The organism is Parvibium lacunae (assembly GCF_003335215.1).
GTDB classification, from domain to species: Bacteria; Pseudomonadota; Gammaproteobacteria; order Burkholderiales; family Burkholderiaceae_D; genus Parvibium; species Parvibium lacunae.
In genome coordinates, this window is sequence record NZ_QPGB01000001.1 from 523,582 (window position 1) to 547,279 (window position 23,698).

Consider the following 23,698-nt stretch of genomic DNA (forward strand, 5'->3'; position numbering starts at 1 on the left):
AAAAGGTAATAGAGCAAGTTTGCGCCATGCTCAGACTAAAGCTAAACACCCCCTACCGCTCACGCATCAAGATGGGCTACAAAGAGTTAGCCGCCAACCTGAACGCGATGCAGCTATTGAGCAGTAGGGGCAAGCTATGGACGTTTAGAGCGCTTTACCGAATGATGCAGCGGCAACAGGTGGCCTTGTATCGTTTAGAGTGTGTATTGTGCCAATAACGGGCATTTCCTTACTCAGTAAAAAAGGGCATTTTCCGACATCGGGTAGAGGAGAGTAAAATCATTTAGGTTTAGTTTCTAAAAATTTTTTTTATTGGAGATTAGTTTTGGGATTCCTTAAAAATCTTAGGCTCATGATCAATGGCATATCTCAGAGCAAAGCGATCTGTCAGCCAAAATCTATGGGTATTGGGCTACTTGATTCTCAGTCTAAATCAATTCCTACCTTTAATTTATTCGAGACGGAGCCATGGTTATTAGATGTTGCGAAGAAAGCGATAAATAATTTTCACATACCTTGGCATTGTGATGATGCGCTTATAGCTGAAACTAAAAAAGAGGCTATTCGATGCTTAGCTGCCGGTGTTCGGTCGAAATCATTTTTGAATGAACTGGTTCCTAAGGTATTTAAAACTAAGCGGGACGCTACTCATGGAATTGCAAAAATCACATCTTGTGGTCATGAGGCAATAAATCTCTACAGGTTGGCAGAAATTGGTGAAAAACGCTTTGTGTGGAGATACTGCGAATTATTGTGTGACTTCCCAGAGCATTCTAAGTTAGATGGTAAGGAGTTTTCTCTCAACAAGGGCCACAAAGGGGAGTTTCCGTCCAGCCGATACGGTTGTCGTTGCCGTGGCTCAATAAGAATGCCCACCTAAAACTGTCTGTATTAAACAAGATGTTCTTTGTGGGGCTGTATGAGGGATATTGAAATTTATCCCTTTCGAAGCCTTGAAAATACTAATGATCTGGCGGAAGCGGTGAGATTCGAACTCACGAGGGCCGTAAAGCCCCGCCGGTTTTCAAGACCGGTGCATTCAACCACTCTGCCACGCTTCCTTGCTACAGGCTGCTTTGGTGCCCAGAAGAGGACTCGAACCTCCACAGTGTTGCCACCGCTAGGACCTGAACCTAGTGCGTCTACCAATTCCGCCATCTGGGCACAACTTGAAGTCATAAGACCGACTTCTAAAGAAGGCGAGATTATATAGAAGCGGGCTATTTTGTCAATCATGAAGGCTTGCCTGCGGCTCTAAGGGGACAGTTAACCATGATTTTCAGCCAGCGATAGGTGAGTATCATACGGTGAGTTGATTCAAGCCCATGTTTGACAGTCGCTTTGCCCTATACTGGATAGCTGATTTAAACGATGGATGACCTTCTGCCCTATGCCTAACTTTGATTATGACATTCCTAGTCGTGAAGCGATCTTGGCACTGTTTCGCCAGCAAGATACACCGCTGCCTCCCGCACAAGTGGCTGAATTATTAGCTTTGCCTGCCGCTCATTTGGAAGGTTTGGAAAAACGATTGGATGCCATGGAGCGTGATGGCCAATTGATGCGTAACCGTAAAGGTGCGCTGCTGTTGGCGACCCGCTTGGACTTCATTGCCGGCAAAATTGCGGGGCATCGTGATGGCTATGGTTTTCTGCTGCGTGATGATGGAGGCCCAGACGTTTACCTAGGCACACGCGAAATGCTCAAGGTGTTACATGGAGATCGTGTATTAGTCAAAATAAGTGGAACGGATAAGCGTGGCAGACCGGAAGGGACAATTGTTGAAATTACCGAGCGGCGGACCAATAAACTGGTCGGGCGCTTGCTCAATGAGCGCAATGTTTACGTGGTTGTGCCTGAAGATCAACGGATCAAACATGATATTTTGATTCCCCCCAATGAGATTGCCAATGCACAAGCTGGCCAAGTTGTCATGGTTGAGATTTTGGAGCAGCCTAGTCGCTACTCACAGCCACTGGGTCGCGTGGTTGAGATACTGGGCGCGATTGACGATCCTGGTATGGAGATTGAAATCGCTGTGCGTAAATTTGATGTGCCACATCAGTTTTCTAGCGCAGCAATCAAACAAGCTGAACAACTGCCGGAGACTGTACAGCAGGCCGATTTAGCAGGACGCGTTGATTTGCGCGATATTCCCTTTGTCACCATAGATGGTGAAGATGCGCGAGATTTTGATGACGCGGTGTACTGCGAACCGATACTTGATTCAGTCACGCAGGAACCCACAGGCAGTCATCGATTATTGGTGGCGATCGCCGATGTCAGCCATTATGTTCAGTCTGCCGACGCAATTGATCAGGATGCCGTAGCGCGCAGTACCTCAGTGTATTTTCCTCGTCGCGTCATTCCGATGTTGCCAGAAAAGTTATCCAATGGCTTATGCTCATTGAATCCACGTGTAGATCGACTCTGTCTTGTCTGTGACATGGTGATCGGTCCTCGTGGCGCGATCAAGGGCTACCAGTTTTATCCTGCTGTTATTTATTCTCATGCGCGTTTAACTTATACCGAAGTTTGGGGAATGCTAAGTGGTGCTGATCTCTCCAGTCTCCAGCGTTATCAAGCGCTTTTTCCGCATCTTCAACAGCTTCACGCACTATTTCAAATTTTAGTGGAAGCAAGAAATCGGCGTGGCGCTATCGACTTTGATACGGTTGAAACTTACATTGTTTGTAATGAACTGGGACGGATTGAGAAAATTATTCCACGAGTTCGTAACGATGCGCATCGCTTGATTGAAGAATGCATGCTCGCTGCGAATGTCTGCGCGGCTGATTTCATGGCACGCAGTCAACACCCTGGCTTGTATCGGATTCATGAAGGCCCGTCGCCAGACAAACTTCGTAATCTACGGGCTTTTTTAAAAACGCTAGGCATCAATTTAGGTGGTGGCGACTCTCCCAGCCCCGCCGATTATGCAAGTTTGATGCGTCAAATTGAGCATCGGCCTGATACCAGCTTACTGCAGAGCATGTTACTTAGATCGATGATGCAAGCGGTGTATAGCCCTGACAACGTCGGGCATTTTGGACTGGCATATCCTGCTTATGCGCACTTCACTTCACCGATTCGCCGTTATCCTGACTTATTGACCCATCGGGTGATTAAAGCATTGTTGCACGGGCGGCATTATTTACCGGCACCGATTGCCGGTCGTGAAGAGATGTTGCCTTCGCATCCTTTGCCTCCCTTAGCTGAGCAGGGAACCGGCAAAACCAAGCGTGATCTACAGCGCGAGAAAGCGCAGGCGATTTGGGAACAATACGGATTACTATGTTCTGCCAATGAACGCCGTGCGGACGATGCTTCGCGCGATGTTCAGGCATGGTTAAAATGTTTCTATATGAAAGAGCATGTGGGCGAACAATATGGCGGGCAGGTAACCGGGGTTGCACCATTTGGCGTTTTTGTGACCTTGAAAGACATGTTCGTTGAGGGGCTGGTCCATGTGACAGAACTTGGGGATGAGTACTTTCACTACAATGAAATTAATCATGAATTACGTGGTGAGCGCACTGGGCAGCGGTTCCGTCTGGGCGATCCGCTCAATGTGCAAGTCTCTCGGGTGGATATTGAAGCGAGAAAAATCGAATTCCGCTTGGTTAAGCGATTAACCTACAAACAAATAATGGCGGGGGCTTTGCTAGAAGAGCAGGGCTTGCCAGTCAAGAAACCCTCTCAGCGTAAAAAAACAGTCGCCTCTGAAGGGCCAACTTCTTCCGGTCAGCAGCCTGCACAACCAAAAAAGAAACGCATTTCTGCTCGATCTATGTCGGACCCGGAGAGTCGTCACCTCGAACCCCAGCGCGCTACCCGCAGTAAAAAAGGCGCAGTCGCCGCGGCTGAGCGCAAAGGAAAAAGCGCTAAAGTGGCTGCGAGCAGCAAGGGCTCAAGCCGACGTAAAAGACGCTAATCTGGTAAAAAATAATGAGTAAAATTTTATTTGGTTTTCATGCGGTAACAGCGCGCTTAAGACAGTCAGCCAGCTCAATTGAAGAAATATGTTACGACAACAGTCGGCGTGACCAGCGAATGCAAAGCTTTATTGAGCAGGCTGCCGCCGCTAAGGTGAAACTGGTTGCTGTTGATAGTGCAAGGCTAGAGCAATTGGCAGCAGGGCAGCGCCATCAGGGGTTAATCGCCCGTGTTCAGCCTCTTGTGCTGGCACAGCATTTAGATGACTTGCTTGAAGACCTCGAACAGCAGCAGGAAACGCCTTTTTTATTGATTCTCGATGGGGTAACAGACCCCCACAATTTGGGCGCTTGTTTACGGGTTGCAGATGCCGCAGGTGTTCATGCGGTGATCGCTCCCAAGGATCGTGCCGTGGGGTTGAATGCCACGGTTCATAAAGTAGCATCGGGTGCCGCAGACAGTGTTCCTTACTTCATGGTGACTAATTTAGCGCGAACGTTACGCACCCTACAAGCTCGTGGTATTTGGGTTATTGGTACGGCTGGCGAAGCGACCCAAACCTTGTATCAGACAGCGTTGACTGGACCGTTGGCCCTGGTGTTGGGGGCAGAGGGCGAGGGCCTGCGTCGTTTAACTCGCGAGACCTGTGATGCGCTCATTCAAATCCCGATGCAGGGCACAGTGGAAAGCCTAAACGTATCGGTCGCGAGTGGCATTTGTTTATTTGAGGCGTGCCGGCAACGTTTACCTATTCATACAAGTAAAACGCCTGTGTCAGCTGGGCATGGCTAGAGGAGCCCCGTTCTTGGCCCTGATCGTAGGGGCAACGGCGATTGCATTTGCCGGTATTTTTGTTCGTTTGGCAGAGACGGGCCCCATCGCCAGTGCCTTTTGGCGTATGTTTCTGGCGCTACCTATATTGACGGCCATATTGGCTTGGCCCCGATTTCGCACCCTAAACACGCTGTCGGATAGCATTTCTTCGGTATCGCTACATCAAGCGAAACGTGCCGCCTATTGGGCGGGCGTGTGGTTTGCGATTGACCTGATTCTTTTTCATTATGCGGCAGTCAATACCCTGGTCGCTGCGGCGACACTGGAATCAAATTTAGCCCCAATTTTTGTCGCCCTTGGCCTGTGGTATCTGACGGGAGCTGCGCCTCGACCCTTAACCTGGTTCGGTATGCTGTTCGCGCTCATAGGTGCTGTCTGCATCGCCTTACCCAACCTGCTTAAGCCAGCGGCAGCAAGCCAACAATGGCTCGGGGATTTAGCCGGACTTACTTCAGCGGTGTTTTATGCACTGTATATCCTGGCGCTGCAGCGTGCCCGCCAACAGCTTCCCACACTCCGGGCCATGTGTCTGTGTGGTTTGAGTGCGGCTGCGGTTTTATTCCCTGCCGCGATTTTTGCCTATTTCTATTGGCAGCAACCATTATGGCCAATTACCGTGACAGGGTGGGGTGTTGTAATTGGCTTGGCACTGATTTCTCAATTGTCAGGCCAAGTGGTCATTGCGTATGCCTTTGCCCATCTTCCCGCAACCTTTTCCTCAATTACTTTATTGCTACAGCCAGTGTTAACCGCAGTGTTTGCTTGGTTAATTTTGGCCCAGCAATTGAGTGGGATACAGATTGTTGGCGCTGGTTTAGTGCTGACGGGTATTTATATAGCTAAACGCGCGTTATAAGCGGGCAAAGCTAGATCCGCATGTTCAATACCCAAGCCCTGTCTTAGTCTTCCCGACGCAGGTGCGGGAACAGAATCACGTCGCGGATATTCGGTGCATCGGTCAACAACATCATTAAGCGATCAATCCCAATTCCGCAGCCACCCGTGGGAGGCATACCGTATTCGAGGGCGCGGATGTAATCCGCATCAAAGAACATGGCTTCTTCATCGCCAGCGTCTTTGGCGGCCACTTGGGCATGGAAGCGAGCGGCTTGGTCTTCGGGATCGTTCAATTCTGAAAAGCCATTCGCGATTTCACGCCCGGTCATAAATAACTCAAAGCGTTCGGTAATGCCGGGGCGGGTATCAGACGCACGCGCCAAGGGGCTGACTTCGACCGGGTAATCAATAATGTAGGTAGGGTTCCATAACTCGGCTTCGGCGGTTTCTTCAAACAACGCGAGTTGCAGTGCACCCAGTGCGGCGTTGGCAAGCTGCGGGCCATTGACATCCGCACCTAGGCGTTTGAGTTCGGTGCGTAACCAAGCGTTATCGTTCAGTTGTTCTAGCGTGTACTGTGGGCTATGTGCTTGAATCGCTTGTACGATGGTGAGGCGAGCGAAAGGCTTGGATAAATCCAGTTCACGGCCTTGATAAGTCAGCACCGCGCTGCCGGTCGCATCGATCGCGGCTTGGCGAATCACTTGCTCGGTAAAGTCCATCAACCATTGGTAATCAGTGTAGGCCGCATAGAACTCCATCATGGTAAATTCGGGGTTGTGCCGTGGGCTGACGCCTTCATTGCGGAAGTTGCGGTTGATTTCAAACACCCGCTCAAAGCCACCCACGACGAGGCGTTTGAGATACAGCTCTGGCGCAATGCGCAAGTACATTTGCATATCCAGCGCGTTGTGATGGGTGGTAAATGGCTTGGCCGAGGCGCCACCGGGAATAGGGTGCAGCATGGGGGTTTCGACTTCTAAAAAGTCGTGATCGGTCATGAATCGACGCACCGAGGCAATGGCTTTGCTGCGAGCGATAAACGTTTTACGCGTTTCTTCCGTAGTGATCAAGTCCACGTAACGCTGGCGGTATTTCATTTCATGGTCGTGCAAACCATGAAATTTATCGGGCAACGGGCGCAGCGATTTGGTCAGCAGACGCAAGCTGGTCGCTTGCAGTGTCAGTTCACCCGTTTTGGTTTTAAAGAGCGTACCCCCGGCACCGAGTATGTCGCCCAAGTCCCAGTGTTTAAAGGCATCGTGGGTCTCTTGACCCGTCAGATCATTGCTCACATAAATTTGAATCCGGCCTGTACTGTCTTGCAGTGTCGCAAAGCTGGCTTTACCCATCACCCGTTTGAGCACCATGCGGCCCGCGATTTTTGCGGTAACGCCGAGGGGTTCGAGTTCTTCTTTACTTTTTTCGTCATACGCTGCGTGCAAATCAGCGGCTTTATTTAGTGGCACAAAGTCATTGGGGAAGGCGACACCTTGCGCGCGCAATGCGGCGAGTTTGGCACGTCTTTCCGCGATCAATTGATTTTCATCGACAATAGGTTGCTCATTGTTTGGGGTTGCTTGTGTCATTGTTTACCTTCTCGGTAAGATTCTCTGTTAGCTGAAAGTTATATGGCTACGTAATTATTTACACGCCTTGTTTGAGGCTGGCTTCAATAAACGCATCCAGATCACCATCTAACACCTTTTGGGTGTTTGAGATTTCAACACTGGTGCGTAAGTCTTTAATGCGCGATTGGTCTAGAACATAAGAGCGAATTTGATGACCCCAGCCGACATCGGTTTTGCTGTCTTCCAGTTTTTGCTGCTCGGCCATACGCTTACGCAGCTCGGCCTCGTATAGGCGGGATTTCAACATCGCCATTGCTTCGGCGCGGTTACGATGCTGCGACCGATCATTTTGGCACTGGACAACGATGCCAGTGGGTAAGTGCGTAATCCGTACCGCAGAGTCTGTTTTGTTAATATGCTGGCCCCCTGCGCCGGAGGCACGGAAGGTGTCAGTGCGTAAATCGGCAGGGTTGATTTCAATATCAATCGATTCGTCCACTTCGGGGTAAACGAAAATCGAACAGAAAGAGGTGTGGCGGCCCCCGCTGGAATCAAATGGGGACTTACGCACTAGGCGATGCACCCCAGTTTCAGTGCGCAACATACCGTAGGCATAGTCACCTTCTAGTTTGAGCGAGGCGCTTTTAATGCCCGCGACTTCCCCGTCGGATTGTTCCAGAATTTCTGCTTTGAACCCTTTGCGCTCAGCGTACCGGAGATATTGGCGCAGCAACATCGATGCCCAGTCTTGTGCTTCGGTGCCACCAGCGCCCGATTGGATGTCAATAAAGCAGTTATTGGGATCCATCGGGTTATTAAACATCCGTCGGAATTCCATCTCGGCAACGCGCTTATCCAGCGCTTGCGCATCGGCTTCTACAGCTTCGAGCATGGCGTCATCGTTTTCGAGTTGGCCCAGTTCAAACAGCTCCTGCGCATCATTGATTCCAGCACCGAGTTCTGTAAGGCTATGCACAACTGTTTCCAACGACTTTTTTTCTTTACCAAGCTCTTGCGCGCGTTTACTGTCATTCCAGATAGCAGGATCTTCCAGCGCTTGATTAACTACGATTAGTCTTTCAGCCTTAACGGCGAAGTCAAAGATACCCCCGAAGGTCATGGCAACGGGTGGCCAAGCCAGCAATAAGGTTACTGAGTAGGTTTAGGCGTTCGGCTTCCATTTGCATTTAAAATAAGTGAGTAATCAACCTATCTATTTTACTGGCTCCGTACCTCATTGCGAACAATCTCGTGCTTTTTTCTAGGGCAAGCATGTCAATTCCTGCTACTCAGTCGAGGTCAATCTCGATACCAGATTATGTTGCTGATACAAAGTTTGGATTTTGGTTTCTAGGCACCAAAACGTGGTCAGAACAAGTGTTGAAAGTGGCCTTGAAAGATCTTATTCCACGCATTCAACATAGACAGAAAAGTTATTCAGTCGTGGTCGATGTTGGCTGCGGTCAAGGCTTGAGTTTTTCCTTGTTGCACCGTTTTTTTCGTCCCACTAGTCTTATCGGTGTGGAATATGATGCGCATTCGCTAGCGGTAGCAGCGACGCGTGCAAAAAAGCTTGGGCTTGAGATCGAATTACTGCAGAACGATTGTGCTGCAATAGCTCTGCCGGATGCCACCGCAGATATTATTTTTTGTCACCAAGTTTGCCATCATCTCGTGCGGCAAGAGGAATCTCTAGCTGAGTTTTATCGAATCTTAAAACCAGGCGGCCTTTTATTATTTGCGGAATCAACAAAAGCTTATATTCATTCTTGGCTTATCCGTTGGTTATTTGAGCACCCTATGGACAAACAACGGACAGCCGAAGAATACGTTGAAATGCTGCGAAAAGCCGGGTTTCAAGTTGATGAAACCCAAATTTCCACTCCTTACTTATGGTGGAGTCGCGCCGATCTAGGATTAATGGAATGGCTTTTTCGTTGTAAACCCAAACCAGCGGGGCAGCGTGAGGAAACGTTAATTAACGTAGTTGCTATTAAATCGAATGGTTGAGTCAGTTATTCAGAGTGAATCAGGCAGCGGCTTCAACCATGATCTGTAGACGCGGCTGGCCTTGGTATTCGTCTAACGCAAGGCGATAAGCAAGGGTGGTTTGGGCGGGTAAATTGTCCGCGTGTCCAAACCAGATTCCCTCTACTCGGGTGCCATTGGTTGTTTCTAGCTGCAGTTTGAGGTGTTTCTCTTTCAAAAGCCGCTGATTGACCACCCTAAATTGGTCACAAAAGACTGGTGCTGGGAAGCCTTGGCCCCAGACTTGGTCATCCAGTAATTGTGCGATATGAGGCTGCAGCCATTCCTCATTTAATTGGCCATCGGTTTCGAGTGTTGCTTGCAGAACAGTCGGATTGCCATTATTGGCAATAAACGTTTGCACGGCTTCTTCAAAGGCAGACTCAAACACATCCAAGTCATCGGCCACGATCGTGAGGCCTGCCGCCATGGCATGCCCTCCAAATTTGAGGATACAGCCGGGCACTTTTTTGCTCACCAAATCCAGTACATCGCGTAAATGAATGCCGGGAATGGAACGCCCAGAGCCTTTTAAGGTGTCTCCTTGCGTATCGGCCATGGCAAAGGCAATGGTTGGCCGCCACATTTGCTCTTTAATGCGCCCTGCGACAATGCCAATTACCCCTTGATGCCAATCTGGGTCGAACAGGGTGACGCTGGTACGTGCAGACCATTCATCAGGATCAATTGCCGCCAGACTTTCAAGGGCACTGGCTTGCATCTCACTTTCGATTTGACGACGCGCTTGATTAATTTGATCGAGCTGCGTCGCAATTTTCAAGGCATGTTCGCGATCATCCGCCAACAAGCACTCAATGCCTAAACCCATATCAGCCAGACGCCCTGCTGCATTGAGACGCGGTCCGATAGCAAACCCTAAATCGGCAGCGGTGATACGGTGTGTCTGGCGTCCCGCAATTTGCATGAGGGCTTGCAGACCCACTTGCATTCGACCACGGCGAATACGCTGTAAACCTTGGTAAACCAGGATTCGATTATTGTGGTCAAGTCTTACCACATCGGCGACAGTGCCTAGCGCAACCAGGTCCAACAGACTATCGATACGGGGTTGTGTTGCGGCTGTAAACTGCCCATGTTCGCGCAATGCCGCCCGCACCGCCAGTAAGACATAGAACATGACACCAACGCCCGCCAGATGTTTGCTTGGAAAGGGGCAGCCCGGCTGATTGGGATTAACAATAGCGGCAGCCTCTGGCAGCCGATCACCGGGGAGATGGTGGTCTGTGATTATGACGGGGAGGCCATTTGTGCGGGCATGCGCAACGCCTTCAATACTCGCAATGCCATTATCCACCGTGACCAAGAGATCGGGGCGATAGGCGCGGTTCTTGAGCGCAAGCTCAACGATTTCTGGTGTTAAGCCATACCCATAGTCAAAGCGATTAGGAACCAAGTATTCAACTTGTGCGCCCAACATCCTTAAGCCCCGCACGCCGACTGCACAGGCAGTCGCACCATCACAATCGTAGTCGGCAACAATCAGTATCTTTTGTTGCGTCAGAATGGCCGTGGTTAGTAGCGCTGCCGCATTATCAATGCCCTTGAGACCTGTTGGCCCGTGAGGTGGCAGCAATTGATTCAATTCAAGGCTAATGTTAGCCGTGCTGTCAATGCCACGTGCTGCCCATAATCTGGCCAGTAGTGGGTGTACCCCATGCTCATTTAACATTACTTCGTGTTGAAACGTTGCGGATGATTGAGGGCGACTACAGATTATTTTTTTCATGACTTTGGCCTAAGCAGGGTCACTTGATTCAGCGTCAGCAGCGAGGAACTGAATCAGGCGATCACTGAGCTTCGCTGCGGGCTGTAATAAAAAGGGCCAATCACGCCAAAATTGGTGTAATTGAAATCGCCCAAGTGTTAGCTGTTGGCAGGCATCGACTTGATCAATCAGGAGTTCCAGCTCATCAATCACCCCCTGTCTTAGCAGGGCCAGATGCGGCTCAATATAGTTGATTAAGTTGGTATGCCAAGCCTTGATCCATTGCCTATCGTCATTTTGCTGAGTCGCTTGCCAACAATCGTTGTAGAGGTAGAGCGATTGCTCAACCGCGATGGCGTGATCTGTTTGTGGGCCAAGAGATGCCCTAATCTGATTCACGGTTGCATCATTGCTTTGGATTTGCAGAAAGGGGGAGTGCGGTAATTCATGCTCTTGAATCAAGCTGGATCCATAGAGCCATACACTGTTGATGGCGGGTAGTTGCTGCGCTTGTCGTGATTGATTCACCGGGTGATCATGCCAAGTCATCTCGATTTCATTGAGGATGCGGCGCCATTGTCGTGCAGTGCCGTGTTTATTTGCGGGCTGGTGTATCTTCGGCGAATAGTCTCGCGGCAAAAAATCATGGATGTTGTTATCTTTGGCCAGGGTAGGGTGACAGGTTCGAAGGTTCAAATTCGGGCTGCCATCAGCATTCAACGGTGAAGCCAGCAACCATTGATCCGGCGTTGGGCACCACAGGAATAAATTGGCTGCTAGTAAGATTGGTTCAATCGCACGGGCTAATGCATCGGCTTCTTCGGTGCTCATTGTGGTAATCGTTTGACCCAGTTCCACGTGGCTGGTGGTTAACTGTAAATGCACAGGATCGCAGCAAAACCATTGATAGGCAGCAGGGTTTTGCAACGCGACTGCGGGGGGTAGGTTTTTAGCCTGATGCAGTCTGAGTGTTGCATAGGGTAAGTCAGCACTATGCGTTGCGGCAGAAAAAAAATGTTGTTTCAGCCAATCATCAAAAAAGCTTGTCGGCTGATGAGCGCGCGTACAGTGATCGTGGAGGGTGTGACTGGCGCGGTTGAGCAGTGTGCGCCAAAGCCGCGTCGTTTGCGTATCGGCAATAGAGTGGGCCGTTCCTTTTGGGCGATTGAGTCCCAGTGCGTGCGCCAGGCTTTGGCTTTGCGCCGGCGTAACCAGTTGATCGAGCCATGTTGCTGGTAGGAGACCGCCACGTAAGTAAAGAGTATGGCGCATGACGTTTCCTGCAAGAGTTTAACCAGATTGATTTTATCTGCCTAGCGCGATGGTTAGGGTTGACTAGGCGAAAAAAAAAACGGGTTCACTATAGTGAACCCGTTTATATTTGGCTCCCCGAGCTGGACTCGAACCAGCGACCTGCGGATTAACAGTCCGTCGCTCTACCGACTGAGCTATCAGGGAATAGATGCGTATTATAGCCAGCTTTTTACTGTCACGTCAAGCGTGGCAATGGCGTCTTTGTTACGTTTGCAGCCTTTGTACAAATCTCACGCGCGCACGACGCTGGCGATTGCTTGCACGACGTAGTCTAGATTTTGCTGGTTTAGTGCAGCAACGCAAATTCGACCAGAGCTGACAGCATAGATACCAAACTCTTCGCGTAGGCGATCTACTTGGCTTGCAGTCAAGCCGGAATAAGAGAACATGCCGCGTTGACGTAAGACAAAAGAAAAGTCCTGGGTGACTCCGGCGGCCTGCAATTTCTCGACCAAGCCAGCCCGCATTGCCCGAATGCGTTCGCGCATTTCTGCCAATTCATTCTCCCACATACTGCGTAATGCAGGCGTGTTCAGTACCGTCGCAACGACGGTTGCGCCATGCGTAGGAGGGTTTGAATAATTGGTACGAATAACGCGTTTCACCTGACTAACGACACGCGCGGTTTCGTCTTTGCCGTCGGTGACAACAGTCAGCGCACCGACGCGTTCGCCATAGAGAGAAAATGATTTTGAAAAAGAGCTGGAAATAAAGAAGTTGAGACCCGATGCTGCAAACAAATCCAAAGCGATAGCATCCTCTTTAATGCCGTCGCCAAATCCTTGATAAGCCATGTCCAAAAACGGGACCAGCTCGCGGGCTTGGGCTACAGCAATGATTCTTTGCCATTCTTCTGCTGACAAATCTGCCCCAGTTGGGTTATGGCAGCAGGCATGTAGCACAACAATCGTTCCCGCTGCCGCCTGTTCGAGGGCTTGCAGCATTCCCGCGAAATTAACGCCACGGGTTTGTGCGTCGTAGTAAGGATAGGTTTCAACCGTAAAGCCTGCGTTCTCAAAAAGAGCGCGGTGATTTTCCCAGCTTGGGTCGCTGATCAGCACTTTGGCTTGGGGGTTCAGGCGCTGCAGAAAATCTGCACCAATCTTCAGACCACCGGTCCCACCAATTGCTTGAAACGTCGCGACACGGCCGGCTGAAATGAGGGAGGATTCAGCGCCAAATAATAGATTTTGTACCGCTTGATCGTAAGCAGCGATCCCTTCAATCGGCAGATAGCCACGGGCGGGAGCTCCTTGAATTCTGGTGGCTTCGGCTTCTCGAACGGCTTTTAGCAAAGGTAACTTACCATTCGCGTCGTAATAAACACCGACACCAAGATTCACTTTCGTGGCACGAGTATCAGCGTTGTAAGCTTCATTGAGGCCCAAAATAGGATCGCGGGGGGCTAGTTCAACGTGTGAAAACAGATGTTGGCTCATGATCAATACCTAAGAAAATAAATACTTTTTGATTTTGCATCACTCTTTGCCCATAGTCTTATGCTGTATCAACATGATTTTTGCGCGTATTTGATTTATTTTTAATCAATTATGCGCTTTGCTTTGACCAGTAAAAAATTGAGCAGTGCAAAATTTTGCGTAATTTGAGATAATAGCAGAATGCCTTATTAGTTTTGTGCCGTATCGACTCTCTTTGCTTACTTCGAAACGGTTTCTATTTATCTCGTGAAAACGCTCACTCCGCAACTCTCGCCGCTACCTGCTGGTTCGCAAGGAAAGATGGTTTACTTTCCGGGCAGCCCATACGCCTTGCATCAGCCTTTCCCCCCTGCTGGCGATCAACCTACCGCCATTGCGCAGCTTGTTTCTGGTGTATATGACGGCTTGAGTTTTCAAACCCTATTGGGGGTAACCGGCTCAGGTAAAACCTTTGCGATGGCCAATGTTATCGCTCAAACCGGCCGCCCAGCCTTGATTTTGGCGCCGAATAAAACGCTAGCCGCGCAGCTCTATGCAGAAATGCGTGAGTTTCTACCGCACAACGCGGTCGAGTATTTTGTTTCTTACTACGATTATTACCAGCCCGAAGCTTACGTGCCGCAACGCGATCTCTTCATTGAGAAAGATTCGTCGATTAATGAGCATATCGAGCAAATGCGTTTATCTGCGACCAAATCTCTTTTAGAGCGGCGTGATACTGTGATTGTGGGAACCGTATCTGCGATTTACGGTATCGGCAATCCAGCGGATTACCATGCAATGATTTTAATTCTGCGGGTAGGCGATAAGCTGAGTCAGCGTGATGTCATCAGCCGCCTTACCGCCATGCAATATACCCGCAATGAACTTGACTTTGCGCGTGGCACGTTCCGTGTGCGGGGTGACACGATTGATGTTTTTCCCGCTGAACATGCCGAGTTAGCCATACGGATTGAGTTGTTTGACGATGAAATAGAAAGCCTGCAACTATTTGACCCATTAACCGGGAAAATTCGGCAAAAAATTCCGCGCTTTACCGTATATCCCTCCTCGCATTATGTGACACCCCGCCAGACCGTTTTACGGGCGATTGAAGATATCAAAGTTGAATTACGCGAGCGTTTAGCCTTCTTTCATCAACAGGGCAAGCTCGTCGAAGCGCAGCGCTTGGAGCAGCGCACACGCTTTGATTTAGAGCTATTGCAAGAGCTTGGTTTCTGCAAGGGGATTGAGAATTACAGCCGGCACTTGTCGGGTGCCAAGGCGGGGGACCCACCCCCGACGCTAATCGATTATTTACCGGCAGATGCCTTGGTAATTATCGATGAAAGTCACGTCACCGTTGGTCAGCTTGGTGCGATGTACAAAGGTGACCGTTCACGTAAACAAACCTTAGTCGAATTTGGCTTTCGCTTACCTTCTGCATTGGATAACCGGCCCCTCTGCTTTCCCGAGTTTGAGGCTAAGTTGAGGCAATGTGTTTTTGTGTCAGCAACCCCGGCAGACTATGAAAAAAAACAGAGTGGGCAGATAGTGGAGCAGGTGGTTCGACCCACGGGGCTGATAGATCCTGCTGTCGAGGTTCGGCCTGCAACCAGCCAAGTTGACGATGTGTTAAGCGAAATCAGAATCCGTACCAAACAAGGGCAGCGGGTTTTGGTAACGACGCTCACCAAGCGGATGGCCGAGGATCTCACGGACTTTCTTTCTGAGCACCAGGTCAAAGTCCGTTATCTGCATTCCGATATTGACACGGTTGAGCGGGTTGAAATTATTCGCGATTTGCGCCTGGGGGTGTTTGATGTGCTGGTTGGCATCAACTTATTGCGTGAGGGGCTGGATATTCCGGAAGTTTCTCTGGTCGCGATTCTAGATGCCGACAAAGAGGGTTTCTTGCGATCTGAGCGCTCATTGATTCAAACCATCGGCCGGGCGGCACGCCATTTGGACGGGCGTGCGATCTTGTATGCAGACAGGATTACCGATTCCATGCGGCGCGCCATGGATGAAACAGAGCGCCGCCGTCAGAAACAAATCGCTTTCAATACGCTGCACGGCATTGTCCCGCGTGGGGTTGTCAAACAAATCAAAGACTTGATTGATGGGGTGTATGACAACCGTGAGCTGCAACAAGAGCGCAAAGTCGCTCAGGCCGTGGCTAACTATGACGCCCTTTCAGAGAAACAATTGGCCGCTGAAGTTAAAAAACTGGAAAAAATGATGATGGAACACGCACGTAACCTCGAGTTTGAAAAAGCCGCGCAAGTGCGAGACCAGCTCACACAACTCAAAACCCAGCTATTTGGCGTTGCCAATGATGGACATACTGAGTTGCCGCCAATCGACGGAGCTGTTGCCTCACCTGGAGGTCATGCTGCCTAAAAAGGCAAGTGTTTTTTGTGTTTTTTTGTAAAGCCTCTACGGAGGCATTGGCAAATTGGTAAAAATTCGGGAAAATTACGGAAAAAAGAGAGAACTGTAATGACTAAAGTCTTATTTGTTTGCATGGGCAACATTTGCCGCTCACCTACCGCTGAAGGGGTATTCCAAGACATGGTCTTGCAAGCTGGCTTGGACGACGTAATCATGGTCGATTCCGCAGGAACCCACGGCTATCATTTAGGCGAAGCGCCTGACCCCCGTACCCGCGCGGCAGCACGTAAGCGTGGTTATGATCTCTCAGAACTCAGGGCGCGTCAGATTGCGCCAGACGACTTCGCCAAGTTTGATTATATTTTAGCCATGGATTGGGATAATCTCTCTGCTTTGCAGCAATTATGCCCCAAGGCTTATCTGCATAAACTGCAACTCTTGATGCGCTTCGCCACAGAGCACGATGAAGCGACGGTGCCAGATCCATACTATGGCGGCCCCGAGTCTTTTGAGACAGTGCTTAATTTTGTCGAAGACGCTTGCGCGGGTTTATTGGAAGTGGCCCGCAAACGGAGCTTGCAATTTGCCGCTGCTTAAACGGAGATCCAGCCAAAAACCCCGCTGCGGCGGGGTTTTTTTATGGTTATTGCACTGCGATAGTTGACTAAATAAGTGGGAATTAATATACTTGACTTAAATTATCGGGAATAGCTTTGGCTCAAGCAAACAGCCGCTGCTATTGCCCTTTTTAAGGCGAGGATGCGATGCGATTGACAACGAAAGGCCGCTTTGCAGTGACTGCCATGATCGACTTGGCGCTGCGTCAAGATCATGGCCCGGTAACCTTAGCTGCAATCAGCCAGCGGCAGCGAATCTCTCTGTCCTATCTTGAACAGTTATTTGGGCGTTTGCGTCGCCACCAGTTGGTTGAGAGTGTGCGTGGTCCCGGTGGCGGCTATACCGTGGCCCGAAAGTTGGCACAAATCACCGTAGCAGACATTATTTATGCGGTTGATGAACCCCTTGATGCGACCCAGTGCGGGGGCAAAGAAAATTGTCATGACGAGCAACGCTGTATGACACATGACTTGTGGGCCAGTCTGAATCGAAAGATGGTTGATTTCTTGGACTCGGTCTCGCTAGATGATTTGGTTCAGCAGCAGCGCGAGCGGCAACGCAGCCAAGCGGCAAATACCGCTACGGTAAATCTGGTTCCTACACAACGCGCAGTCGTTGTTCACAATACGCTTTAGTTTGGAGTGTTTAGCATGACCCTATCTTTGCCCATTTATATGGATTATTCCGCGACAACGCCGGTAGACCCGAGAGTGGTCGACGCGATGGTTCCTTGGCTCGGGCAACATTTTGGCAATCCAGCCTCACGTAGCCACGCCTTTGGTTGGGCGGCAGAACAGGTCGTTGAAACAGCTCGTGAGCAAGTTGCGGCCTTGGTCAATGCCGATCCTCGTGAAATCATCTGGACCTCTGGGGCAACCGAATCGAACAATCTTGCGATCAAAGGTGTTGCTCACTTCAACCAAGAAAAAGGCAAGCATATCATTACGGTCAAAACCGAACACAAGGCGGTTTTGGATACCTGCCGAGAGTTGGAGCGCGAGGGTTTTGAGGTCACTTACTTGGATGTTCTCGATAACGGCTTACTCGACCTTGAGGCCTTCAAGCAAGCGCTGCGTGCTGACACTATTTTGGTTTCCGTGATGTTTGTTAATAACGAAATTGGGGTGATTCAGGATATTCCTCAAATCGGCGAAATTTGTCGTGAGCGCGGTATTGTTTTCCATGTTGACGCCGCGCAGGCGACGGGCAAGGTGGAGATTGATCTGCAAACTTTGAAAGTCGATCTTATGTCTTTTTCAGCGCATAAAACTTATGGGCCGAAAGGGATGGGGGCCCTCTATGTGCGCCGTAAGCCGCGGGTGCGCCTGGAAGCGCAAATGCACGGCGGGGGCCATGAGCGGGGATTGCGGTCTGGCACGTTACCGACCCATCAAATTGTGGGTATGGGCGAGGCTTTTCGTTTAGCCAAAATTGAGATGTCTGCTGAAAATGCGCGTATTCGCCGCTTGCGTGATCGACTCTGGCAAGGCTTAACAGTCATGGATGAGGTCTATGTGAATGGCGATATGACCCGCCGCATTCCCCACAACCTTAATATTTCTTTTAACTATGTCGAAGGTGAGTCGCTGATTATGGCGATTAAAGATGTGGCCGTGTCAAGCGGCTCGGCCTGCACCTCGGCCAGTCTGGAGCCTTCCTATGTGTTGCGGGCGTTGGGGCGCAGTGATGAATTGGCGCACAGTTCAATTCGCTTTAGTGTTGGGCGCTTTACAACAGAAGAAGAAATCGATTTTGTTATCAAACTTTTGCAAACAAAAATCGGCAAATTGCGCGAGCTTTCACCCTTGTGGGAAATGCATCAAGAAGGCATTGATTTGAGTACCGTTCAGTGGGCGGCACACTAACTAACCTGAGGTAACACACATGGCTTACAGTGAAAAAGTATTAGATCATTACGAAAATCCACGCAATGTCGGCTCCTTTGAAAAGGGCGATGAGCAAGTAGGCACAGGGATGGTTGGCGCCCCTGCCTGCGGTGATGTGATGAAATTACAAATTAAAGTAAATGAAGCGGGTGTGATTGAAGATGCCAAGTTTAAAACCTATGGTTGTGGTTCTGCGATTGCTTCTTCGTCTTTAGTTACTGAGTGGGTTAAAGGCAAAACCCTAGATCAAGCCTTGTCAATCAAGAACACACAGATCGCGCAGGAGCTTGCATTGCCGCCCGTTAAAATCCATTGCTCAATTTTGGCGGAAGATGCGATTAAAGCTGCTGTCGAGGATTACAAGAAAAAACATAGCCATTGAGCGGTATTTGCGCTCTTGTCAAATTAAGCGAGGTATCCATGGCCGTCACCCTATCTGAAAGTGCCGCTAACCATATTCAGAAATTTCTGGCTAAGCGCGGCCGAGGGATTGGTTTGCGTTTAGGCGTTCGCACAACCGGGTGCTCTGGTTTAGCTTATAAGCTTGAATACGCCGATGAAGCCTTGGCAGAAGACCATCAATTTGTGAGCCATGGTGTAACCGTATTGGTTGATCCTAAAAGCTTGCCCTATCTGGATGGTACGGAATTAGACTTTACTCGCGAGGGGTTAAATGAGGGGTTTAAATTTAATAACCCACGTGAAAAAGATAAATGCGGCTGCGGGGAGTCTTTTCGAGTATGACGGTCGTGAATGCTTCAGCATTGTTGAGTGCTAATTTCTTTGAACTGCTGGGCTTGCCCCAGCAGTTTGCTTTAGACCGTGAGCATTTGTCGAAACGTTGGCGTGAATTGCAGGCGCAGGTTCACCCTGATCGTTATGTGCAAGCAAGCGCCACGGAACAGCGGCTGGCTATGCAAGTAGCGACGCGCGTCAATGAAGCCTATCAAACCTTGTTGCATCCCCTAAAGCGCGCGGTATATTTGTGTGAACTGCATGCGATAGCACTTGAGTTAGACAGTAATACAACGATGCCCCAATCTTTTCTGCTCTTGCAGATGACCTGGCGAGAAGCCCTGGCCGAGGCTAAAGCAGCTGGTGCAGCGCCAGCCCTTATGGATTTGGAGGGCGAGATTCAAACTTATCGCAATCAAACTTATGGGGAATTAGCAGACTTGATCGATCAGCAAAGAAATTATCCAGCTGCAGCAAGCTTGATCCGACAACTTTTTTTTATCGATAAAATCAGCCAAGAAGTGACATCTGCGCTGGCGCAACTTGAGGCATAACATGGCTTTATTGCAAATTTCAGAACCTGGCCTCTCGCCCGAACCGCATCAACATCGCCTTGCCGTGGGCATTGATTTAGGGACAACCAATTCCCTGGTAGCCACAGTCCGCAACAGCATTCCCACTGTGCTACCCGATGAGCAGGGTCATGCATTATTGCCATCAATTGTGAACTACCAAGCAAGCCAAACCTTAGTTGGGCGGGCAGCGCAGAAACAGCAAGCGAGCGATCCACGTAATACGATCGTTTCTGTTAAGCGCTACATGGGTAGGGGCCTCAGTGATGTGGCTTACAGCGAGCACAGCCCCTACGTGTTTGTTGATAGCCCTGGTATGGTCCAATTTAAAACCATTGCCGGGGTCAAATCACCCGTTGAAATTTCAGCTGAAATTCTACGGACCTTAAAAGCCCGTGCGGAAGCATCGCTAGGTGGTGAGCTTGTTGGCGCAGTGATTACGGTGCCAGCTTATTTTGACGAAGCGCAGCGTCAAGCCACAAAAGATGCCGCCAAACTCGCTGGTTTGAATGTGCTGCGGCTGTTGAATGAACCCACGGCTGCAGCGATTGCTTATGGTTTGGATAATGCCGCGGAGGGGATTTATGCCGTCTACGATTTAGGGGGCGGGACCTTTGATATTTCGATTCTTCGCCTGAGCCAGGGTGTCTTTGAAGTGCTTGCAACGGGGGGTAATAGTGCTCTGGGGGGAGATGATTTTGATCACCGAATTTATTGTTGGCTGATTGAGCAGGGTCAATTTGGGCCGCTTTCTGCACATGATCAGCGGCGCTTAACCATGCTGGCGCGTGAAACCAAAGAAGCCCTCAGTACACATGGTGAAGCGCCAGTCAGTGTTCTTTTGGAAAGCGGTGAGAAGCTTAATTTGACGCTCACAGCAGAGTCGTTTGTGACCATGACGCAACCGCTCGTGCAAAAAACCTTGCAAGCTTGTCGGCGGGCATTACACGATGCGGGGTTAGAAAAAGCGGAGGTCAACGGTGTGGTGATGGTTGGTGGCTCAACCCGCATGCCACATGTACAACAAGCGGTTGGCGAGTTTTTTGGACAAACCCCCTTGACCAACCTGGATCCCGATAAAGTGGTGGCGCTGGGCGCTGCGATGCAAGCCAATTTGTTAGCAGGGAATAAGCCTTCAGCAGGAAATGACTGGTTATTGCTGGATGTGATTCCGCTTTCGCTCGGTGTGGAAACGATGGGGGGGCTGGTGGAAAAAATCATTCCGAGGAATGCAACTCTACCCATCGCACGCGCGCAGGAATTCACCACGTTTAAAGACGGCCAAACCGCCATGAGCATCCATGTGTTGCAGGGTGAGCGCGAGCTGGTCAGCGAATGCCGTTCACTCGCCCGGTTTGAATTAAAAGGCATTCCCCCCATGGTGGCTGGGGCGGCGCGTGTACGAATTACCTATCAAGTAGATGCGGATGGTTTACTGGCGGTCAGTGCGCGAGAACTAGTGTCTGGCGTCGAAGCCACGGTGCAAGTGAAGCCATCGTATGGCCTGAGTGATGAGCAGATTCGTGGCATGTTGGAATCTGCATTCAATAGCGCAGAGGCCGACATGCATGCACGTGCTTTGCGTGAGCAACAGGTAGATGCCCAGCGTTTGATTGAAAGTGTGCAAAGCGCTCTAGAACAAGATGCGCACTTGCTCGATGCTACTGAGCTAGGGCAGATTGAGGCCGCACTTACCACCTTACAGTCACTCTTACCAGCGGCAGCGCAGGACTTGCTGGCACAAGCCACCGAACAGCTCAGCCAGCTGACTGAAAACTTTGCGGCACGTCGCATGGATCAATCGATTAAACGTGTGCTGGCAGGTAAATCAATCCAAGAAATTGAATCGCAATGACAAAAATTACCATTCTTCCCCACCCAACCTTATGCCCAGCAGGAGCTGAATTTGAGGCGACTCCTGGCGCTTCGCTCTGTGAGGCCCTGCTGGAAAACGATATTTCGATTGAACACGCTTGCGAAATGTCCTGCGCTTGCACGACGTGTCATGTCATTGTGCGGCAGGGGTTTAGTTCGCTTGCGCCAAGTGATGAACTCGAAGATGACTTACTAGACAAGGCCTGGGGATTAACCGCTTTATCTCGTCTGTCTTGCCAAGCAATCATCGCAGAGACTGACCTAACAGTCGAAATTCCTAAATACACCCTCAACCATGCGCGGGAGAACCACTGATGCCAAGCCTAAAATGGACTGATACGCTTGAGATCGCCATTGCGCTCTGCGATGCGCATCCTGAGGTTGACCCACAGCAGATTCGCTTTACCGACCTGCATCGCTGGGTGTGTGAGCTGCCAGATTTTTCCGATGACCCGAATCGCTCTGGTGAGAAAATTTTAGAAGCAATTCAAGCAGCGTGGATAGAGGAGGCCTGCTGAGTTACATTTCAGACGTTGCTTTCCTTGCATGACAAATAGTCAGTATTTTTCTGGGCGCAGCACACTCACTTCGGCAATAAACATCGACACTGAGTAGTGGGGGCAGTAGGTGGTGAGAATGTATTGGCTCAATTGCTGCGCGACCTCTTGGGTGCAGATTACTTTCATTTCAATCGAGCGGTCGGCCTCCCAGCTATCTTCACGGGTGCCGTGCTGGCCGCCACCGCGCACATCGTAAATGGTGTAGCCTTGCGCCCCATGTTGGCGGGCGGCTTTGATCAAGTTTTTTTCTAGTGCGGCCTCGGTAATGATGACCAGTAATTGGCGAGCATGGGTAGGCATGGGTGTCTCCAGAGTGGGGCAATTTAGTTGAATAGTGTTTGTGCCAAGCGGTGGTAGAGGGGAATCCCCACAGTAATGTTAAAGGGGAAGGTAATGCCTAATGCAACCCCAATCGAAAGGGCGGGGTTGGCTTCTGGCACGGCGATCCGCATTGCCGTTGGGGCGGCAATATAAGAGGCGCTAGCAGCCATACAGGCGAGCAGGGTAGCGCCGCCAGGGGTAAGCCCAATCGCGTAACCAACCCCCATGCCCAACATGGCGAGCAGGCTTGGGGTGATTAACCCAAAGGCGACAAGAAATACCCCGGCCTGGCGTAAATCGGGCAATCGCCCGCCCGCCACCAGCCCCATTTCCAGCAAGAAAAGGGCAAGCACTCCTTTAAACAGATCGAGAAAGAGCGGCGCTATTGGTTTAATGCCGTCGGGGCCTGCGCATGCACCAATCAGTATGCCGCCCACCAAGAGCAACACACTTTTTCCACAAAATACTTCATGAGCCAGTTCGCCCCAACGAATACTGCTCAGGTTAGCACTGCGTGCCAGCAAAATCCCGGCGATGATGCCGGGGGCTTCAAGCAAGGCCACAAACAGTGGCATGTAGGGCTCTACCGCAACCCCTTGCTTGAGCAGATAGGCACTGGCAACCGCAAACGTGACGACACTCACCGAACCATAGTGCGCCGCAATAGAGGCCGCATCAGGACGGCTGAGTTTACCGAGCCAGCTGAGAATCGGGAACAGTAAAAAGGGAATGAGTGCGCCCATGAGAATGACGCTGATAGCTTGTGGAGCAAGGGCGGCCAATGGCTGTTTGGCAAGCTCCACACCGCCTTTGATCCCGATCGCCAGCAGCAGAAAAATCGAGAGGGTTTCGTAGAGTGCTTCGGGTAAGCGCAAATCAGATTTGAGTAATCGCGCAGCGATACCGAGTAAAAAAAAGAGGACAACCGGGTCCATAAATTACCTAACGGGAGTTTAGAGGGGATTTTGTTACGGTATTTGAGGTATCACTACCTTTAGTTATGGCATTTTACGACGTAGACTGAATGTGAGTACAGGTGATCTTAATGTCCCTTGATCGCAAAGGGATGCTCA

General features: G+C 50.2%; 22 protein-coding genes and 3 tRNA genes. 15 read left to right on the forward strand and 10 right to left on the reverse strand.

Features of this window, described 5'->3' with window-relative positions; all coding sequences use genetic code 11:
* Positions 1-325 precede the first annotated feature (325 nt).
* Positions 326-880: a hypothetical protein gene (locus tag DU000_RS02430; RefSeq protein WP_158529606.1), complete on the forward strand. Its 555-nt coding sequence runs from the start codon at positions 326-328 to the stop codon at positions 878-880.
* Positions 881-971: 91 nt separating this feature from the next.
* On the opposite strand, the gene DU000_RS02435 is transcribed toward DU000_RS02430, so the two are convergent.
* Together DU000_RS02435 and DU000_RS02440 are read right to left on the reverse strand one after the other, a co-directional pair.
* Positions 972-1,061, reverse strand: a tRNA-Ser gene (locus DU000_RS02435).
* 16 nt (positions 1,062-1,077) lie between these two features.
* Positions 1,078-1,164, reverse strand: a tRNA-Leu gene (locus tag DU000_RS02440).
* A 226-nt stretch (positions 1,165-1,390) separates the two neighbouring features.
* Between DU000_RS02440 and rnr the strand changes: the two genes are divergently transcribed.
* Genes rnr through DU000_RS02455 form a run of 3 tightly spaced genes read left to right on the forward strand, consistent with a single transcriptional unit; the run spans position 1,391 to position 5,626 of the window.
* The gene (gene rnr / locus DU000_RS02445; RefSeq protein WP_114401746.1) at positions 1,391-3,934 is read left to right on the forward strand and encodes a ribonuclease R; all 2,544 of its coding nucleotides are present in this window, start codon (positions 1,391-1,393) and stop codon (positions 3,932-3,934) included.
* A 14-nt stretch (positions 3,935-3,948) separates the two neighbouring features.
* Positions 3,949-4,728 (forward strand): 23S rRNA (guanosine(2251)-2'-O)-methyltransferase RlmB, encoded by a 780-nt coding sequence (gene rlmB, locus DU000_RS02450; RefSeq protein WP_114401747.1) that lies wholly within the window; start codon positions 3,949-3,951, stop codon positions 4,726-4,728.
* Positions 4,729-4,741: 13 nt separating this feature from the next.
* Complete coding sequence (locus DU000_RS02455) at positions 4,742-5,626, forward strand: DMT family transporter (protein WP_158529607.1); 885 nt, start codon at positions 4,742-4,744, stop codon at positions 5,624-5,626.
* Between the two features lie 43 nt (positions 5,627-5,669).
* Here DU000_RS02455 and lysS read toward each other — a convergent pair whose 3' ends face one another.
* Together lysS and prfB are read right to left on the reverse strand one after the other, a co-directional pair.
* Positions 5,670-7,196, reverse strand: coding sequence for a lysine--tRNA ligase (gene lysS, locus DU000_RS02460; protein ID WP_114401749.1), 1,527 nt, complete (start codon positions 7,194-7,196; stop codon positions 5,670-5,672).
* A gap of 58 nt (positions 7,197-7,254) precedes the next feature.
* A protein-coding gene (prfB, locus tag DU000_RS02465; protein ID WP_114402078.1) for a peptide chain release factor 2 occupies positions 7,255-8,359 on the reverse strand; the annotation gives its coding sequence in 2 pieces (ribosomal slippage) (positions 7,255-8,277 and positions 8,279-8,359; 1,104 coding nt in all).
* Between the two features lie 91 nt (positions 8,360-8,450).
* On the opposite strand from prfB, the gene DU000_RS02470 reads away from it, so the two are divergent.
* The gene (locus DU000_RS02470) at positions 8,451-9,188 is read left to right on the forward strand and encodes a class I SAM-dependent methyltransferase (RefSeq protein ID WP_114401750.1); all 738 of its coding nucleotides are present in this window, start codon (positions 8,451-8,453) and stop codon (positions 9,186-9,188) included.
* 19 nt (positions 9,189-9,207) lie between these two features.
* Here the strand turns inward: DU000_RS02470 and recJ are convergent, their stop codons facing one another.
* The 4 genes from recJ to DU000_RS02490 all read right to left on the reverse strand — a co-directional run bounded on the left by recJ (position 9,208) and on the right by DU000_RS02490 (position 13,685).
* Positions 9,208-10,953, reverse strand: coding sequence for a single-stranded-DNA-specific exonuclease RecJ (recJ, locus tag DU000_RS02475; RefSeq protein ID WP_114401751.1), 1,746 nt, complete (start codon positions 10,951-10,953; stop codon positions 9,208-9,210).
* 9 nt (positions 10,954-10,962) lie between these two features.
* The gene (locus DU000_RS02480; RefSeq protein WP_114401752.1) at positions 10,963-12,204 is read right to left on the reverse strand and encodes a hypothetical protein; all 1,242 of its coding nucleotides are present in this window, start codon (positions 12,202-12,204) and stop codon (positions 10,963-10,965) included.
* Between the two features lie 110 nt (positions 12,205-12,314).
* Positions 12,315-12,390: transfer RNA gene (locus DU000_RS02485), tRNA-Asn, on the reverse strand.
* Between the two features lie 86 nt (positions 12,391-12,476).
* Positions 12,477-13,685, reverse strand: a complete 1,209-nt coding sequence (locus tag DU000_RS02490) for an amino acid aminotransferase (protein ID WP_114401753.1) — start codon at positions 13,683-13,685, stop codon at positions 12,477-12,479.
* A 300-nt stretch (positions 13,686-13,985) separates the two neighbouring features.
* Here DU000_RS02490 and uvrB point away from each other — a divergent pair, with 300 nt between their 5' ends.
* The 10 genes from uvrB (at position 13,986) to iscX (ending at position 22,262) form a co-directional block, all read left to right on the forward strand.
* Positions 13,986-16,067: an excinuclease ABC subunit UvrB gene (gene uvrB, locus DU000_RS02495; RefSeq protein ID WP_114401754.1), complete on the forward strand. Its 2,082-nt coding sequence runs from the start codon at positions 13,986-13,988 to the stop codon at positions 16,065-16,067.
* A gap of 99 nt (positions 16,068-16,166) precedes the next feature.
* On the forward strand, positions 16,167-16,655 hold the full coding sequence (locus tag DU000_RS02500) for a low molecular weight protein-tyrosine-phosphatase (RefSeq protein WP_114401755.1): 489 nt from the start codon (positions 16,167-16,169) through the stop codon (positions 16,653-16,655).
* Positions 16,656-16,822: 167 nt separating this feature from the next.
* Positions 16,823-17,311, forward strand: a complete 489-nt coding sequence (gene iscR / locus DU000_RS02505) for a Fe-S cluster assembly transcriptional regulator IscR (protein WP_114401756.1) — start codon at positions 16,823-16,825, stop codon at positions 17,309-17,311.
* 15 nt (positions 17,312-17,326) lie between these two features.
* A complete protein-coding gene (locus tag DU000_RS02510; protein ID WP_114401757.1) occupies positions 17,327-18,541 on the forward strand; it encodes an IscS subfamily cysteine desulfurase in 1,215 nt (404 codons plus the stop codon).
* A gap of 19 nt (positions 18,542-18,560) precedes the next feature.
* Positions 18,561-18,944: a Fe-S cluster assembly scaffold IscU gene (iscU, locus tag DU000_RS02515; protein ID WP_114401758.1), complete on the forward strand. Its 384-nt coding sequence runs from the start codon at positions 18,561-18,563 to the stop codon at positions 18,942-18,944.
* 38 nt (positions 18,945-18,982) lie between these two features.
* Positions 18,983-19,306: an iron-sulfur cluster assembly protein IscA gene (gene iscA, locus DU000_RS02520; RefSeq protein WP_114401759.1), complete on the forward strand. Its 324-nt coding sequence runs from the start codon at positions 18,983-18,985 to the stop codon at positions 19,304-19,306.
* Positions 19,303-19,851 (forward strand): Fe-S protein assembly co-chaperone HscB, encoded by a 549-nt coding sequence (gene hscB, locus DU000_RS02525; RefSeq protein WP_158529608.1) that lies wholly within the window; start codon positions 19,303-19,305, stop codon positions 19,849-19,851. The genes iscA and hscB overlap by 4 nt, the downstream gene beginning before the upstream one ends.
* A 1-nt stretch (position 19,852) precedes the next feature.
* Positions 19,853-21,724, forward strand: coding sequence for a Fe-S protein assembly chaperone HscA (gene hscA / locus DU000_RS02530; RefSeq protein WP_114401761.1), 1,872 nt, complete (start codon positions 19,853-19,855; stop codon positions 21,722-21,724).
* Positions 21,721-22,059 carry an ISC system 2Fe-2S type ferredoxin gene (gene fdx, locus DU000_RS02535; protein ID WP_114401762.1) on the forward strand — a complete coding sequence of 113 codons (339 nt, stop codon included), beginning with the start codon at positions 21,721-21,723 and terminating at the stop codon, positions 22,057-22,059. Before hscA ends, fdx begins: the two co-directional genes overlap by 4 nt.
* Positions 22,059-22,262, forward strand: coding sequence for a Fe-S cluster assembly protein IscX (gene iscX, locus DU000_RS02540; protein ID WP_114401763.1), 204 nt, complete (start codon positions 22,059-22,061; stop codon positions 22,260-22,262). Before fdx ends, iscX begins: the two co-directional genes overlap by 1 nt.
* Positions 22,263-22,301: 39 nt before the next feature.
* Here the strand turns inward: iscX and DU000_RS02545 are convergent, their stop codons facing one another.
* Both DU000_RS02545 and DU000_RS02550 read right to left on the reverse strand, forming a co-directional pair.
* Positions 22,302-22,604, reverse strand: a complete 303-nt coding sequence (locus tag DU000_RS02545; protein WP_114401764.1) for a P-II family nitrogen regulator — start codon at positions 22,602-22,604, stop codon at positions 22,302-22,304.
* Between the two features lie 23 nt (positions 22,605-22,627).
* Positions 22,628-23,560 (reverse strand): sodium-dependent bicarbonate transport family permease, encoded by a 933-nt coding sequence (locus tag DU000_RS02550; RefSeq protein WP_114401765.1) that lies wholly within the window; start codon positions 23,558-23,560, stop codon positions 22,628-22,630.
* Positions 23,561-23,698: the final 138 nt, after the last annotated feature.